12 protein-coding genes are annotated in these 15,948 nt (G+C 56.9%); 2 read left to right on the top strand and 10 right to left on the bottom strand.

From position 1 onward, the window contains the following. Window positions 1–131 precede the first annotated feature (131 nt). The 4 genes from ACFFT4_RS35060 to ACFFT4_RS35045 form a co-directional block, all read right to left on the bottom strand. Window positions 132–458, bottom strand: coding sequence for an ArsR/SmtB family transcription factor (locus ACFFT4_RS35060; protein ID WP_378054539.1), 327 nt, complete (start codon window positions 456–458; stop codon window positions 132–134). Window positions 459–472: 14 nt separating this feature from the next. Then, window positions 473–1,426 carry a magnesium/cobalt transporter CorA gene (gene corA, locus ACFFT4_RS35055; RefSeq protein WP_378054537.1) on the bottom strand — a complete coding sequence of 318 codons (954 nt, stop codon included), beginning with the start codon at window positions 1,424–1,426 and terminating at the stop codon, window positions 473–475. Between the two features lie 96 nt (window positions 1,427–1,522). Then, window positions 1,523–2,092: a YdeI/OmpD-associated family protein gene (locus ACFFT4_RS35050; protein ID WP_378054535.1), complete on the bottom strand. Its 570-nt coding sequence runs from the start codon at window positions 2,090–2,092 to the stop codon at window positions 1,523–1,525. Between the two features lie 673 nt (window positions 2,093–2,765). Beyond that, entirely contained in the window at window positions 2,766–3,230 is a 465-nt protein-coding gene (locus tag ACFFT4_RS35045) for a VOC family protein (RefSeq protein ID WP_378054533.1), read from the bottom strand. A gap of 91 nt (window positions 3,231–3,321) precedes the next feature. Between ACFFT4_RS35045 and ACFFT4_RS35040 the strand changes: the two genes are divergently transcribed. After that, on the top strand, window positions 3,322–4,233 hold the full coding sequence (locus ACFFT4_RS35040; RefSeq protein ID WP_378054531.1) for a helix-turn-helix transcriptional regulator: 912 nt from the start codon (window positions 3,322–3,324) through the stop codon (window positions 4,231–4,233). A gap of 143 nt (window positions 4,234–4,376) precedes the next feature. On the opposite strand, the gene ACFFT4_RS35035 is transcribed toward ACFFT4_RS35040, so the two are convergent. From ACFFT4_RS35035 to ACFFT4_RS35010, 6 genes are all read right to left on the bottom strand, one after another. Beyond that, window positions 4,377–8,951 carry a DUF4832 domain-containing protein gene (locus ACFFT4_RS35035; RefSeq protein WP_378054529.1) on the bottom strand — a complete coding sequence of 1,525 codons (4,575 nt, stop codon included), beginning with the start codon at window positions 8,949–8,951 and terminating at the stop codon, window positions 4,377–4,379. Window positions 8,952–9,269: 318 nt separating this feature from the next. Continuing rightward, on the bottom strand, window positions 9,270–10,667 hold the full coding sequence (locus ACFFT4_RS35030; RefSeq protein WP_378054527.1) for an ABC transporter substrate-binding protein: 1,398 nt from the start codon (window positions 10,665–10,667) through the stop codon (window positions 9,270–9,272). 89 nt (window positions 10,668–10,756) lie between these two features. Beyond that, window positions 10,757–11,581, bottom strand: coding sequence for a carbohydrate ABC transporter permease (locus ACFFT4_RS35025; protein ID WP_378054525.1), 825 nt, complete (start codon window positions 11,579–11,581; stop codon window positions 10,757–10,759). A gap of 4 nt (window positions 11,582–11,585) precedes the next feature. Then, window positions 11,586–12,479 (bottom strand): carbohydrate ABC transporter permease, encoded by an 894-nt coding sequence (locus ACFFT4_RS35020; RefSeq protein WP_378054523.1) that lies wholly within the window; start codon window positions 12,477–12,479, stop codon window positions 11,586–11,588. 23 nt (window positions 12,480–12,502) lie between these two features. Then, window positions 12,503–13,603, bottom strand: coding sequence for a Gfo/Idh/MocA family protein (locus ACFFT4_RS35015; RefSeq protein ID WP_378054521.1), 1,101 nt, complete (start codon window positions 13,601–13,603; stop codon window positions 12,503–12,505). 250 nt (window positions 13,604–13,853) lie between these two features. Beyond that, entirely contained in the window at window positions 13,854–14,879 is a 1,026-nt protein-coding gene (locus ACFFT4_RS35010) for a LacI family DNA-binding transcriptional regulator (RefSeq protein ID WP_378054519.1), read from the bottom strand. Window positions 14,880–15,053: 174 nt separating this feature from the next. On the opposite strand from ACFFT4_RS35010, the gene ACFFT4_RS35005 reads away from it, so the two are divergent. Continuing rightward, on the top strand, window positions 15,054–15,935 hold the full coding sequence (locus ACFFT4_RS35005; RefSeq protein ID WP_378054517.1) for an ABC transporter substrate-binding protein: 882 nt from the start codon (window positions 15,054–15,056) through the stop codon (window positions 15,933–15,935). Window positions 15,936–15,948 lie beyond the last annotated feature (13 nt).

The following is a 15,948-nucleotide window of genomic DNA, read 5'->3' as shown; positions in this document are numbered from 1 at the left end:
ATAGAATATAAGAGCAAGCGTCGGGAAAGTCAAAATGGATTTCCCCCGTTATTTGCGGGTTTAACGCGATGCGGCGCATAAAAAACGAGGCCACGTACGCCGATCGGCGAATTAGCCTCGTTTGCCCTTCTTTACTCGCTCCGGATCGTCTCCAGCAGCGATATGGCGTCGACAAGATGGTTGTCGAAAATACGTTTGGCGACCTCCAGCAGCTCCCGGATCAACGGGTCGCGCAGCGAATAGATCACGTTTGTCCCGTCCTTCACGCCGCTGACGACGTTTTTGGCGCGGAGCACGGCCAGCTGCTGCGATACCGCCGAGCCTTCCAGCCCGAGCACCGCCTGGATTTCGTTGACGTTTTTCTCCCCCTCGCACAGCACCTCCAAAATCCGAATGCGGAGCGGATGCGCGAGCGCCTTGAAGAACTCCGCCTTGAATTGCTGCAATTCGCGGCTCACGGCCTTTCCCCCTTTCAATCGAACCAGCCCTTGTTCTTGAACCAGACGTACATGCCGAGACCAAGCGCGAGCATAACCCCGAGGACGATGTAATACCCCGCCTGCCACTCGAGCTCGGGCATGTTCACGAAATTCATCCCGTATACGCCGGCGATAAAAGTGAGCGGCATGAAGATGGTCGTCATCACCGTGAGCGTCTTCATAATCGAATTCATCCGGTTCGAGCGCAGCGAATCGTAGCTGTCTCTGAGATCGGCCGTCATCTCGCGGTTCGATTCGATCATCTCCGTCAGCTTCAGCAGGTGGTCGTAGATATCGGTAAAATAAGCGTGCTGCTCCTTGACGCCCGGAATTTTATCCGAATTGAGCAGCCGGTACAGCAGGTCTCGCATCGGCAGCACCGTCCGGCGAATGCGCAGCAGCTCGCCGCGAATATCGTAGATTTGCTCCGTCATCCGCTGCAGGTCGACCCTGTTTTCGCCCTGATCCTCGATTTCGTTCAGCTGATCCTCTATTTTGTACAACGTCGGAAAATAGTTGTCGACGAGTTTGTCCATCAGCAGATAGGCGACGTAATTGTGGTCCCTCCCGCGGCGAAAATCGGGATCGAGCATCCGCCTCCAGGCTTCCTCGATCTCCTGCGTCGGCGCAAGATGGAACGTGACGATTCCCCGCGGCCCGAGAAAGACGTTCACTTCCTCCGCCTTGAGCGTCTGCGGATGCAGCGCGTGAAGCACGAAAAAATGCGTCTCCTCGTAATGATCCACCTTCGGCCGCTGCAGCCGCTGCAAGCAATCCTCGATCGCAAGCGGATGAAATTGAAAATAGCTGTCCAACAGGTCGATCTCCCCCGGCTTCGGGCAATCGAAGTCGACCCAGAACCAGTTGACGTCGTCATCCGTCAGCCGTTCCAGGGGGACGTCCTCCCGGCATTGCCCATCGTCCGTAGCGGCCATAATCCGCAGCACTCGCCTCACCTCTTAACGTCCATTATGCCTTGCGAAGGAGGAGATTGGCAACTTGCCCGTTCCGGTCGGCCCTAAACTTCCGCGGCCGCATTTATCTTAATAATCGAGCAGACGCCCATTATCGTTCCATTGGCCGTACATTTTGTTTTCTCTCGTGTTTGTCAGGAATTTGTCTAATCTGCCCGCGAATAATTCCGGCTGATTTTTATAGCTTTGGATGGTGTCGATCCGAATTCTTCTATACAGCTCGGGAAAGGCCATGAAATTCTCGTAGATTTGCTTGTCCTCTTTCAGCCTCTGCTCTATTGCCTTGTCTACGCGAAAAGATTCCGGGTTCATATCGGGAAGAACCTGCCTCCCCTCGTCTCTCATTAACCCCAGCTTTTCCAGACGGCGCACCCTTTCCTTGTTTAATTCGGTCCATGAGCTTTTTTTGCTTCTGGGGGACAGCCTTTGAGCCAGCTCCGTTGCGGATACTTTCTTTTTGACCCCGTCAATCCATCCAAAGCACAGCGCTTCCTCCACTGCGTCCAAATACAGCAGCCTGCCGGAGGCGGGCTTCATGCTAACCGACACCCAGCAGAACCTTTCAACCTTCCCGTTTTCCTGCAGCCAAATCCTCAATTCTTCCCTCGTTTTCACCGGAATTTTATTTTCGATTCCCATCGCCATTTCCCTTTCTAAAAAGAGCTATTGGAGAACTTGGTGTACGTGGCTTCAGGAATCTCCGCTGTTAACCATCATGTCACATTGGAGCGCCGTCGCGCAATTTTCTAACTTCACTCTTTTCCCGAGCCCCACCCCATCGAGCCAATGTATGACATTTCGCGTATCAGCCGGGCGTGCCTCCGTAACCGATTCTTTAGAACATCCCGGCCCGAAAACTGGTTTTTCGCTCGGGGATAACCGATTCTTTAGAACATCCCGGCCCGGAAACGGGCTTTTCGCACGGAGATAACCGATTTCTTAGAACATCCCAGCCCGGAAACGAGCTTTTCGCTCGGGGATAACCGATTCTTTAGAACATCCCAGCCTGACAACGGGCTTTTTGCGCGGAGATAACCGATTCCTTAGAACATCTCAGCCCGACAACGGGCTTTTCGCATGGGGATAACCGATTCTTTAGAACATCTCAGCCCGGAAACTGGCTTTTCGCGCGGAGATAACCGATTCTTTAGAACATCCCGGCCCGAAAACTGGTTTTTCGCTCGAGGATAACCGATTCCTTAGAACATCTCGACCCGCATCCCGCCCCGACAACAGGCTTTTCGCGCGGCTTATATACGTTCCGGACGTAAAAAAATGGCCTCCAGTTGCAAGACCATTTTTCGGGGATGAGTTACGCTTTGTTGGAAAGGGTTTGATCGAGAAAGCGGTCCGCGTCGCCATTCAACTTCCAAGTGACTCCGAACTTGTCGACCAGCATTCCGAAGCACGAAGACCAAGGCATAGAGGATAACGGCATGATCACATAACCGCCTGCGGCCAATTTGGAAAAATAATTTTCCAATGTTGGTTTGTCCTCGTTCACGATACTGATCAGGATATTGTTGCCTTTAACAAACTCGCCCGTTACGCTCTTCATCGAGGGCAGTATGTCCGACATCATGATTTTCCCGCCGGCAAATTCTATCGAAGACTCCATGATCATGTTCAGCTCATTTTCCAGCAGCGGGTAGTTGGGATCTTGCGGGAAATCCTTGAATTTTACTTTTTTAACCTCTTTCGCATGCAAAGCCTCGGAATAAAAATCAATCGCTTGCTCCGCGTCTCCGTCAAAATTTAAATAGACAATAGCCGGCATAAAGAAAAACCTCCTTCTTGTGATGAATACAGTATAATGAACAATAGGTGACAGCTACATGTCATCATTCATAAATAAAGAAGGAGAACCTATGGAAAAGGTTGAGCGACTAATCTCCATCATCATGATCCTGCTGAAAAAGGATGTTGTGTCGGCCAAAGAATTCGCGCAATTGTTTAACGTTGCCAAAAGAACGATTCTTCGCGATATGGAGACGCTGAGCTTATCCAACATCCCCGTCTATTCCGTCAACGGAGCGCATGGCGGCTACGGGATTATGGAGGAGTTTAAGGTTGATAAACGTCTTTTGAGCAGCGCCGATTTGGAGAATATCTTGACGGCGCTCGGCGGATTGGAACAAATTCTCGTTAGCGAAGAAATCGAGGTGACGATCAAAAAAATAGAAGCAATGGTCAGCCCATTGTCTCCTAAAGGTTCGATCCGAATGTCTTTTTACGATTGGGAGGGTCGGTCCGAAATTCGCCAAACCTTGAAGAAGTGTCAGGAAGCGATATTGGCGCGAAGGCTGATTTCCTTTGATTATACGGATAAAAACGGCTTGAGTACGAATCGGTCGGTCGAGCCTTGCCAGCTTCATTTTAGCGAGACGAGTTGGTATTTGAAGGGATTCTGTTTGCATCGCAAGAGATACCGAACATTTAAACTATCCCGGATCGACAATCTGAACATCGACGAAATAACGTTCTCCCCCAGAGATGACTTACTGAAGCAGGGAGATGAAACAAGCTATCAACCGGAGCTGGTCGCCGTAAAAGCGTTGATCTCGCCCGGCATCAAGGATCAATTCATTGAAAGGTACGGCCGAAAGAGCATTGAAAGCTACAGCTCCGAATACTTCTTGGCCACGATTTACGTACCTTGGAACCCTATTGGCTTTCAATTTCTGGCAGGCTTCGGCACAAACTTGAAGATTGTAGAGCCTCAAGCTTATGCTGCGGAATTTCGGGATTTTTTACTTGCAATGGTGGAGAATTATTCGTGAGAGGCTGCTGCCCTGGCGCAAGCCCGCGAGGCGGGTCTCGGCTCCGCAAAAGGATGCGGCCCGGATTTGTACCAGGACCGCATCCTTCGGATCGGGCCATGCGATCGCTGAACGCGATTCGCAAGAGCGCATCTATGTCGGCGTCAGAAGCCGCCGGGCAAATCCAGCCACCGGGACAGAAGCGCGGCGGCCTGCGCCCGGGTTGGCTCTCCGCGAGGGTCCAGAACCGTCGGCGACGTGCCCTGCAGCATGCCGCGCTCGGCCAGAAATTGCAGCGGATCGATCGCCCAGCCTGCCGCCAACGAGCGATCCTCGAACTTCGTCAGCGCATCGCCCGAGCTGTCCGTCCGCGCGTCCGGTCGGACGGCGCGATAGGCGCGGAACAGCATGGCGGCCGCCTCTTGTCTGGTGACGACATCGCGAGGCGCAAACCGCTCCTTGTCTTTGCCCGCGATAATCCCCTTCTCCGCCACGGCTTGAATCGCCGACGCGTAAGCAGAGTCGGACGGAACGTCCGCGAACGCCGGCTCGCCGCCCTTCTCCTCCAGGCCCATCACTCTGGCCAGCATCAAGGCAAATTCCGCTCTCGTGGCGCGTCGTCCCGGCTCGAAACGATCGTTCCTCGCGTCTTCGAGCGCATGCTTGGCCGCCAGAACCTGAATCTCGCGGCTTGCCCAATGACCGCTCGCCACATCCTCGAACCGGCGGTCGAGCGTCAGCACAGCATAATCGCCGCTGCGGGACACGCGCGCCGTCATGACGTCATCCGCCGCCGCTCCGCCGATATAGACCGGTTCTCCCTCGTCCGGGATGAAGTAGAGGCCCGCGAGCTTCTTATCCGCACCGGCAGCCAGCTTTAACCTTAAGATCAACGGCTCGCCAAACGAGGTCAGCGGGATCGTTGCGCCGTCTTTCCCTCGCAGGCCGATCTCAAAGACCAGCGACTGTCCGGCCGATTCGTAGCGGCTGTTGGGCGCATGCGCCGCAGCTTGAAGCGAGGAAACCAGCCTCGCCGGATCGACCGCCTGCCATTTCATGTAGAAGGCGGCTTCGTCCAGCCCGTTCTGCCGCGTTAATGCCGCCAGCTGCTCCAGCGTTCCCGCCGGTACAGTTACGCTGAAACGCTCATGCGACAATTCGAGCGAGCCCCCGCTTGCGAAGAGCTGGTCCGCCGGCATCCGCACCTCCTGCCCGGAGGCTTGCAGCTCGACTTGGACTTCTCCCGCGTCCGCGGCGGGCAGCTTCTCGATCGTCTGGACAGCGTCGTCCGGAGCCCCGTTCGGGCTTTCATTGCCCGGCCCCGTCGACGGAGACGACGAACCCGACGAAGACGCGGCAACGCGAATGGAGTCCAGCGCGTACCAGCCGTCCGGTCTCTTGCCTTCGATCGCCAGCCGGATGCCGGGCTCGTCGGTGTCCGGGTCCAGTATCGCGATCAGCAGCGTGTAGGTGCCCGGAGCCAAATTCGCGGGAATCCGCAGCGGAAGCGTCGTGTCGCTGCCGCCCGGCAGCCAGCCGCGAATATCCGTAGCCGGCGAAACGGAGATCGTGGACGGCACCAGTTGCCCTCCGGCATCCGCCAGCGCGACGGCAACCGGCCAATCCATATAGAACGGCGCCACGCCTTTGTTGTTCCAATGCGTCGTCACGGACAGGCCGGTCCCTCTCGTCGCGGTCGCGACATGCTTCGCCGATTCCAGCACGAATCTGTAGCCCATCGTCTTCAGCAGCGTATCCATATTTTCCTGCACGTCCCGGGTTACCCCGTTCACGCCTACCCGATAATCCGCCGGCGACGAGGGCCCGAGCCACGACGTATGGGACGCGCGCGCTTGCGACAGCGACTCCATGAACGCATGATCGTTAAGCGACAGCAGCGGATTGCCGCTCGTAAATTCCCCGCCGGAATAATTGCTTTTCCAGAAGTCCGGCATTTGCGAGGCCGCCTGCATCTGCGCGGCGTTCTGATCCGGATCGAGATACAGGCCGATATCGGACCAACCGTCGCGGGCCCACGTCAGCCAGGATTGGGTCGAGCCTTTGTCGCCGAATACGTCGTTAAACAAGCCCAGTTGATGTTCGGCGGCAATCGGGAACGGCTTGCGCATTCCGATCAGCTTATGTTGAAAATGGTCCAGGTAATGCTGCACATATTGATCCGATACGCGGACATTCGGGAATTTGCCGGACGGACCTTCGGGATAGTTGTGAAACTCGCCCCAATGTCCGAGCGAACCGATCTGGATGAAGGCGATCCGGGGATCTTCGTCGTATCGCTCCGCCAAAGCCCGTATGAGGCGTTCATGCTCCGCCAGGAGCGTCGGACTGTTATAGTTGGGCGCAAACCCGGAGCCGACCTCCGTCGTCTCGTACCATTTCCCCGCCCCGCTCGCTGTTTCCGCGTCGACCAGCTCGTCGTACAGCCAGTCGGGAATGTCCTTATGCAGCGGGTCGCTCGTCGGCAAATCCAGCACGACGCGAAGATTGATTTTCTTCCCCTGGCTTGCCCAGTAGTCGAACTGGTATTTGCTTTCGATTCCGGCCCAGTCGAATTCGCCTTTCGCGGGCTCCAGCTCTCTCCATGCGATGCCTGCGTATACCAGGCTGTGAGGCTGCGCGTAAGGCTCGCCAAGCGGCTTGTCGGGCACGTCCCTGGACCAGGCGGCCCAGCCCATGTACGGATTGTTCAGCACCTCGAAGCTTTCCCGCGGATAATAAACGCCGGGTTCGCGAAGCTGCCGCACGCTCGCGTCGACCGTCAGCATGGCCGCGCCGTCGGCCGGCAGCGCCATCGCGTTTTTGGACATGTACGCCGCCTTCATCGGACCGGAGGACGTCGCTTCGATCTGACTGAGATACAAGTAGACGAGATCGGAATCGGCATTCGGCCGATTGTACACGGAGCCGACCCGGGTCCACACGTCTCCCCCGTCATACCGGTACAAGGAATTGCGCGAAATTTTATAATCGATTCCGCTGTCCGCCCATCCGGAATCATGCCATCCGGTTGCGGCATCCCCGTCGCTGTCGATAAAGAACTCGTTCTGCGCGTTCAGATTCGTCCCCTCCGCGAGCAGGAACAGCTTCTCTTCGTCCCTGACCGCCCGAAGCGTCAGCATGCCGCCGCTCGACACCGCTTTATTGTCCACGGCCGACCAATCCTCGGCCTGGCCGTCGACGACAATGGCGGCCCCGTTCGCGGACAGCGCCGCCGGATATTCCGCCGCCTGCACAGGTGGGGCATAAGCTTCGCCGACGCCCAGCGCAACCCGGATCGTGGACGACAAGTTGGCCCAACCGTCCATATCTACCGCCATCTCCAGAATGCTTCCGCCGGCAGGCGCATATACGGAAGAAACGACGGTCTCGGCGACGCCGATCTCGTTCCAGCTCCACCCCGGCCCGGTACTCTCGAATACCAATCCGTTCTGCACCAAATAGTCCGCTCCGGTGCGTTCGTACTGCCATCCGAGATGCCCGGTAGCCGGATCGCTGTCGCTGTTGACGAACAGGTTTTTCTCGCCCGACAGGTCGGTTCCGCGAGCGAGCACGTACAGCGTCGTTCCCTTGACGAAGGCGGACAAATCCTGCAGGTCGCCCGTGCCCTCCGCCAGAGGCGCGATGCCCGCCCAGTCGGCGTCGCTGCCGTCCACCGTCACCCTGGGGAGAGACGGCAGCGCCTTGGCCGCCTCGGCCGAAGCGGCCGGCGCATACTGGTCTCCTGCGCCGAATCCCAAATGGAGGGCGGTCGGCGAGGACAAGCCCAGCCGCGACAGCGGGACCGACATTTCAAGTACCCTGTTCTCGCTCGGACCGCTCTCCGCGTATTGGATGCCGTCAGAGCTTAACGGGTTCCACGAGAAGGCGCCGTCCACATTTTCGAAGAAGTCTCCGTTTTCCAGCAAATAATCGAACCCGGAATCCGCCCACAGCCAGTTCGCGTTAAAGCCGGTGTCCTTATCGTTGTCGATATCGATGAAGATGTCGTTCCATTCCCCCGTCTTGCCGGTCACCAGAATCGACAACGTCTCATTGTTCATCGCCGCGTACAGTCGGGTAAGTCCGTCGGCCGATTGCGCCAACGGCTCCAGCCCCGACCAGTCCGACGGATCGGCGTCTATCGCGAGGTCCGGGTCCGGACCGTAAGCGTCGGTCTGCGCCTCCGCGTTCAGCATCGTCCGGCCCGGGTCCGGCAGGAACGAATTGCCCGCAGCCTGCCGGTAAGACACCTTCACCGGGGTGGTGCCGTCCAGGCCAAGATCCGTCAAGTCCACCGCCGTCTCCGCGATCGTTCCGGAGCTGCCGTAGTCCGCCGTGCCGGCGCTCGTCCACGTCTCCCCCGAATATTGATACAATTGCCCGCCGACGATCCGATAGTCGATCCCCGCGGAATCGCTCCAGAACGGAACGCTGTCGCCGGTCGTCCCGTCGTTGTCCGCATCGATGTAGAACGTGCCGTCCGCGCTGACCTGGGTCCCCCGGACCAGCAAATACAGCTTGCCGTCGCGCTGAACGGCCTTCAGCTCTAGCAGCGCGCCCGCGCTGGAGGCCGAATTGTGCGGAACCGCCGCCCATTCGGACGGCTCGCCGGTAAATCGCGTCGGCGCGTCCTCCGCATACGCGGCGCCGACCGCTCCGGACGCGAGCGTCGCCGCGACCAGGGAGACCGTCAGCGCCAATCCGGTTACTCTTCTTATGCAGGCTGAAACTCCTCTCATGTTCTTTCTCCTCCTTTTTCCCCGCTTGATACAGGCTATAAAGGGTGCAAAAAAGACAACGGGAGCTAGGGCGTGTATGCAAACCCGCTCAGGGGTGCATCTTTCACCGCCTTTTCGCCCCCTGCTGCGTCACTTTTGCTTGACGTACCCCCGGTACGCCTTCACAAAAGTTCCTTGCATGGAACGAAAATTCGGCAACATCTGCTTTCCTCGGAGTATGCATACACGCCCTAACCGTCTTTGACAGCGTCAAAGAATATCGACTCCCGTTGTCCTTATGTCCGCGATTCAGCCGCAGACGTTCTTGGTGCCGCGAAATTACTTGCCGTACAGCGATCCGATTTCGGATATCGCCTTGTCGAGGTCGCCCTTGCCCGACAGCGGCTGCGCCAGCTTCTGAGGCAGAATCTCCCACAGCAGCTTATCCTTCCCGTCGAAGAACGGCACCGGAATCGCGTATTTCTGCGAATCGATGAAGGTTTGCTTGTTGTAGCCTTCGTCGATGGCCAGGTACGTCTCGGCCGCGGCCTTGTTGGCCGGAATCGACTGGCCTTGCCGGGCCAGAGCGGTCTGGCCGTCCGGGCCGGCCAGCCAGCTGAGCAGCGCCCATGCCGCCGGTTCGTTCTTCGAGAACGGGCTCATGGCGTTGCCCGCCACCTGCACGACGGTTTTCGTCTCCTTGAATTTAGGAGGCAGCACCGTATCGAATTCGATGTTCGCGTTCTTGAACTCGCTGGCCGACCAGGAGCCTGCGAAGCTCATCGCGACCTTGCCGGTCGTCAGCGTCAGGAACGGTTCCTGGGCCAGAGACTGGCTCTGGGTGACGGTTGGCGTAACATGGTATTTCGCAACGAGATCGCGGTAGAATTCCAGCACCTGCTTGGTTTCCGGAGAATCCATCGCCAGCGACCGGTCGTCGTTTACCAGCTTGCCCCCGTTGGAGAGAACTTGCGGCTCGAGCACGGAATCTGCCGAACCCGCGGCGTCAACCGTTAATCCCCATTGCACGATATTGTTCGAATCGAAATCGGGGTCGGCCGCGGTTTTGCCGTTCTTGTCGAGCGTCATTTTCTTGGCGATGTCGAGCGCCTCGTCCCAGGTCATCTCGGCGCCGGGCAGCGCCGCTCCGGCCGGATTCGTCTTGCTGTCGGAGAACAGCCCTTTGTTGTAGAACATGACGATCGTATTGGCGTCGCGCGGCAGCGATACCTGCTTGCCGTCGACCTGGTGGGCGGCCAATACGCCCGGCTCGAAATTGCCCAGATCGAAGGAGGTGGAAGAGATAAGGTCGGTCAAATCCTTCATTGCGCCAAGCTGCGCATACTTATCCACGTAGGCGAAGCTCATCTTGTACACGTCCGGCAGGTCCTTGGAAGCCGCCTGCGCCGTCAGCGAGGTCCAGTACGTTCCCCAGTCCTTGCTGATGACTTCGACTTCGATCTTCGGATACTTCTCGTTAAAAGCCTTCAGCAGCTCTTTCGTCTGTTCCGTTTCCACGTTCGTGCCCCACTGCCCGTAAGTCACCTTGCCGGAAATCTCCTCCGGCGTCGCTTCCGGCTCCGGGGAACCGGACGGCTCCGCGGAGGAGGCGGACGGCGAAGGAGACGGCGATTGCGAAGCCTCCGAATTGCTCTTGTTATTGCCATTGCCGCATGCAGACAGCATCAACGCGCCGATTAACAGCAGAACCGCCACACTCGATAAACGATTTTTCATGTTCGACTGATACCCTCCTTGTGAATGGTTAAAGCCCGTTGGAATTTCGGATGCGCACTTGCCGGCGAACCCCCTGTGCCGCCTCGAAGCTACTTGATCCCGGTCATGACCACCCCCTCGATGAAATACCGCTGCGCGAAGAAATAGATGCAGCCGATGGGAAGCAGCGCCAGGAACGATCCCGCGGCAAGCACGGGAAAGTCGTGCGAGGTTTGCCCGAGAATCATTTGCAGGCCGACGCTTAGCGTCTGCAGCTTCTCCGACTGGATGAAAATAAGCGGCGTAAAGAAATCCGTCCACGAGAAGACGAAGGAGAAAATAAAGGCGGTCGCGACGATCGGTCCGGACAGCGGCATGACCACCTTGCGGTAAATGACCCAATATCCGCCGCCGTCCACATGGGTCGCCTCGTCCAGCTCGTGCGGAATCGTCAGGAAAAATTGCCGGAACAAAAAGATAAAGTAAGGATTGGCCAGCATCTGGGGCACGGTCAGCGGAAGCCACGTATTGTACCAACCGATGTCCCGGTACAGCAAATACAAGGGAATCAACGTCACCTGCGCCGGAATCATGAGCGTAGCCAGCACGATGCCGAACAGATATTTGCGGGATCTGGCTTTCGTTCTCGCGAATCCGAACGCGATCAGCGATGAGAACACGATCGTGCCCAATCCGACCAGACTGGAGATGGAGAACGAATTGGCGATCCAGCGGCCCATCAGCGGCATCGAATCGAACAGGCGGGTAAAGGCGCCGAACGTAACGGGAGCCGGGAGAAACTTCGGCGGATACTGGAACGTCTGCGCCTGCGACTTCAACATCGTCGACAGCAGCCAGAACAGCGGCCCCGCGAATACGGCCAAACCCGCAATCAGAAACGCATACCGAGCGATTATTCCGGGAGTACGTGTCATTCCTTTATGCCCCGCTTCCTTTTTCCGCTTCATAATAGACCCAGCGATTGGAGGTTTTCATGACAACCCAGGTCAGAACGAGAATCATCACGAACAGAATCCAGGACTGCGCCATGGCATATCCGAATTTCAGGTCCCGAAAAGCCGTGTTGTAGGTGTTGAGCATGTAGGTCGTAGAGGAGTAGTTCGGTCCGCCGTTGTTCAGAAGCTTGGATTCCGTAAACATCTGAAAGTAATAGATCATCTGCAGCACCAGGGAGAACAGAATCGTCGGCGAAATCATCGGGAACGTAATCTGGAAAAATTGCCGCAGCTTCCCCGCGCCGTCGATTTTGGCCGCCTCGTACAATTGCGCCGGCACGCCCTTTAACGCCGCCAGGAAGATCAGCACGGTTCCTCCGGAGCTCCAGATCCCGATCGTCACGATCAGCGGTTTGCTAAGCGACTCGGTTCCGTACCAGTCCACCTTCGGGAGGCCGACCGCGTCCAAAATCTGATTCACGAAGCCGCCGTCGGTTCCGAACAGCAGCAGCCAGATGATAACGGTTGCAACCGGCGGAACCAGATAGGGAAGATAGTACAGCGTGCGGAAGAAGCGAATCCCTTTCACTTCGATATTCAGCACGACGGACACCAAAATCTGAAAAACCACCGTAACGGGAACCGCGACGAAGACGAAAAACAGCGTGTTCGCGAAGCTTTTCAAATAAATCTGGTCTTCCCACAGGCTGCGGTAATTTTCGAACCCGATCCACTTCGGCGGCGTCACCGAATTGTAATCCGCAAAGCTGTAAATCAGGCTCATCCCGGCAGGCCCGACGAAAAACACGAGAAACCCGACGATCCATGGCAGGATAAACATATAAAACCTGAATTCCTCTTTCCATCTTGAACCCATGACCGTACCTCCCGCACTGTCCTTTATTGCCATTCATCCACGTACACGTACCGGCCTTCCTTCATCGACCTCTCCGCGGCCAGCGCCACCAGCAGCGATTGGCGTCCGACCTCCCCGCTCGCGTACGGCTGGTCTCCGCTTTCCACCGAATGAAGGAATTCGTAGCGCTGGCGCTGGCTGCCGGTGTGTCCGCCGTTCACGGAATCGGTCGCCTGCTCGAAATCGATGCGGTCCTTGCTCAGATCCTCCGGAGCGAAAATATCGATCGTCCGGTCCCGCTTGGCGATCATCTGCCCGCCGTTGCTTCCGAGCAGCCCGATCTCGAGCCCCTCCTCCATTCTGTTCCTCGGCTTCAAGTACATGCACAGCCCCAGATTGGCCTTGCTGCCGTTCTCGTATTCCACGATGACCCAGGCATGGTCGACGATCGAGGTGGAACGAATCACCTTCGTGTCGTAGTGGGTGTACGAATTGGTGATGACGTTCGCTTCGCCGTCCTTGATGACGTGCTGCCCGCCCGTGGCGAATACTCTGACCGGCTTCGCCCCGATCATCCAGTTGAAAATATCGAAGTGGTGGCAATCCTTCTCGACAAGCGCGCCCCCCGACTTCTTCTCGTCGTAAAACCAGTCCACCGGCGGAAAAGGATCGCGGAACTCCTTGCACCACATCATCGTGACCGCCCCCAGCCGATCGGCCTGCAGCTCCTGATGCATGCGCCGGTAAATCGCGGAATACCGGTACGTAAGCCCGATCTGCAGGACCACTCCGGCTTCGCGGGCCCGGCGAATGATGTCGTCGCATTCCGCGAGCGTCGGGGCAACCGGCTTTTCCAGGAAAACGTGCTTCCCGCGCCCGATGAACGCCACGGCCGTCTCGTGATGCATGTAATTCGGCACGGAAATGACCGCCGCGTCGAATGTGTCGGCTTGGTCCAGCAGCTCCCGGTAGTCCGCCGCGATTCGAGGCTCGTTATTCCGGACGTATCGCAGCGCCCGCTCGACGTTCGCCGGATTCGAATCGGCGATCCACGCGATCTCGCAATGCGGAATTTGATCGAATCCCATCGCATGCCCCGTCCCCATATCCCCCACGCCTATCAAAGCCACTCGAATTTTGTTCATGGTCGACAATCCTCCAAACTTCGGCCTTTTGATTTTCGGCGCTATTCCCCAAATTGTTTGGGCCAAACTTTTCCTTACTGATACCACTGGATAAATAGTATTAGATCGGCCTTATCTTTGTCAATACTGTTTTCACATTTTTGGATAGTTTTTGCGCCAAATTTTATTGAAATTTTCACAAGCATAATCGCGAGAACGCAAAAAAACGCTCCGCTAATCAGGAAGCGGAACGTTAACAAAGCGCCGGACGTTATGAGGTTTGTCTGATCATCAATTCAAAAGGTAGCGTAATTTTCACGGGCAGCGGATAGGGATTGCGGACGGTGTCCACCAACGTTTTGGCCGCGACCCAGCCGATCTCGAATTTCGGAATATGAATCGTGCTCAGCGGCGGCGAGCTGTATTGGGCAAACTCGATATCGTCGATCGACACGAAGGCGACATCCTGCGGGATGCGCAGCTGCTGCTCGAATGCGGCCCGCATGGCCGATATCGCCATCATATCGCTTGCGGCAAAAAAAGCCGTAGGCATCTCTGCGGGCTTCTCCACGATATTTTTCACCAGGCTGTAGCTTTTGTCCACGTTCCATTCCGCATCCACGATCCATTCCTTGCGGATCGCGAGCCCGGCCTCGTCCATCGCTTCTTTATAGCCGCGGAACCGCTTTTCCTTCATGATGTTCTGGGACCGTCCGGAGCCGCCTATGAAGCCGATCTGCCGGTGGCCGCGCGAAATCAGATGGTTGACCGCGAGCTTGGCCGCCATAAGCCGATCGTACCCCACCCTGGAGACGGCCGGGTCCGAAATGTCGATTCCGACGATATACGGAACGTGGCGTTTGATGTACTCGTAGGACGCGGGGTCGATGCTCTCCAGCAGGATCATGCCTTCGATGCCGCTGTCCTGCACGATCTTGTGCAGCAGCTCGGGGGTTTTGATATCCTCGCTCGTATGAATGAACGCCAGAGATCCCCCGTGCTCCTGAATTCCGCGCTCGATGCCTTCCAATATCGGCGAAAAATAAGGGTGATTGTATTTATTCTGATTGACGGCGACAATGCAGCCCGTCCGAACGCCGGTCGGCGGCTTGGACGGACCGCGTCTGCCGGTTTCCTTCCCGGCTCTGTTGGGCTGATAACCGACCGCGGTGACGGCTTCCCAAATTCTCTGCCTCGTCTCGGAGCTGACCGAGCGGCTCGTATCGTTATTGACGACACGGGAAACCGTGGATATCGATACGCCCGCATGCTGCGCAACTTCCTTAAGGGTACCCAATGCGATTGCTCCTTTTGCCTTATTTTGCGCCAAAAAGATAATTCGCTAACATTATATCGAAAAGACCGCCCGTTCACAACAAACGTTAAGAAGAATTTAAGGAAATGCATAGATGTCCTTTAGCTCTGCCCGTTACACTCGGAAAAAACGAAACCATGACGGGAGAATGAGTCGATGAGCAAAAAAACGGCGACCGCGCCAATGCTGAGCCTGCTGCTGACCGCCGCTCTGCTGGCCGGATGCAGCGCGGGGCCCCAAACGGCGACGCAGGAGAAAACGACGTTAAAGGTGATGTACTATTCCGAGGACGGGTTCTATTATCAATACGGCATGCTCTTCTCCGCCTTGTACCCGGACATCGAGCTGGAGGTCGTCTCGACGAACGGTCTCAAGCGGGAGGAAGGAGAATCGATCAACGAAGCGACGACCAGGTTCATCCGGGAGCGGCAGCCGGACGTGCTGATGTTAAGCGCAGGTCAATACAAGCAGCTGGCCGGCGAGGGCAGACTGCTCGATCTGGAGACGAGAGCGGCGAAGGACAAGTTCGACTTGTCCGGCATCGTGCCGGGCATTCTGGCCTACATAAAGGAGTTAAGCGACGGCAGACTGTACGGAATGGCGCCTTCCTTCTACAGCAGAGCCGTATATTACAACAAGGACCTGTTCGAGGAATACGGCGTCCCGCTGCCCGAGGACCGCATGAGCTGGGAAAGCCTTCTGCAGCTGGCCTCCCGCTTCCCGACCGACGGACAGCCGGACGAGCGCGTCTACGGCTTGAAGCCCGACTACGCGGGTGATTTGAACGATCTCGCCAGGCAGATCGGCGGATCGCTCGGACTGAGCTATTTTAACGTATCCGGCATGCGGATGACGGCCAATTCCGCCTCGTGGGTCAAAGCCGCGGAGATGGCCGACAAAGCGCTCAAGGACGGCTATTTATACACGAACGGAAACCAGCTCAACCAGCTATGCTTGACCCACAGTGAATCCAATAAATGGGAGGGGCTAAAACGAGGTATATCGACGGTGCTTGAGTACCGTATGCAGCTCGTTTAAGCCTCTCCAAAGC

The sequence above is a fragment of the Cohnella cellulosilytica genome, assembly GCF_042431195.1.
Lineage (GTDB): Bacteria > Bacillota > Bacilli > Paenibacillales > Paenibacillaceae > Cohnella > Cohnella cellulosilytica.
Note: the sequence above shows the minus strand (reverse complement) of the source record. Positions and strands in the feature narration are given on the sequence as shown.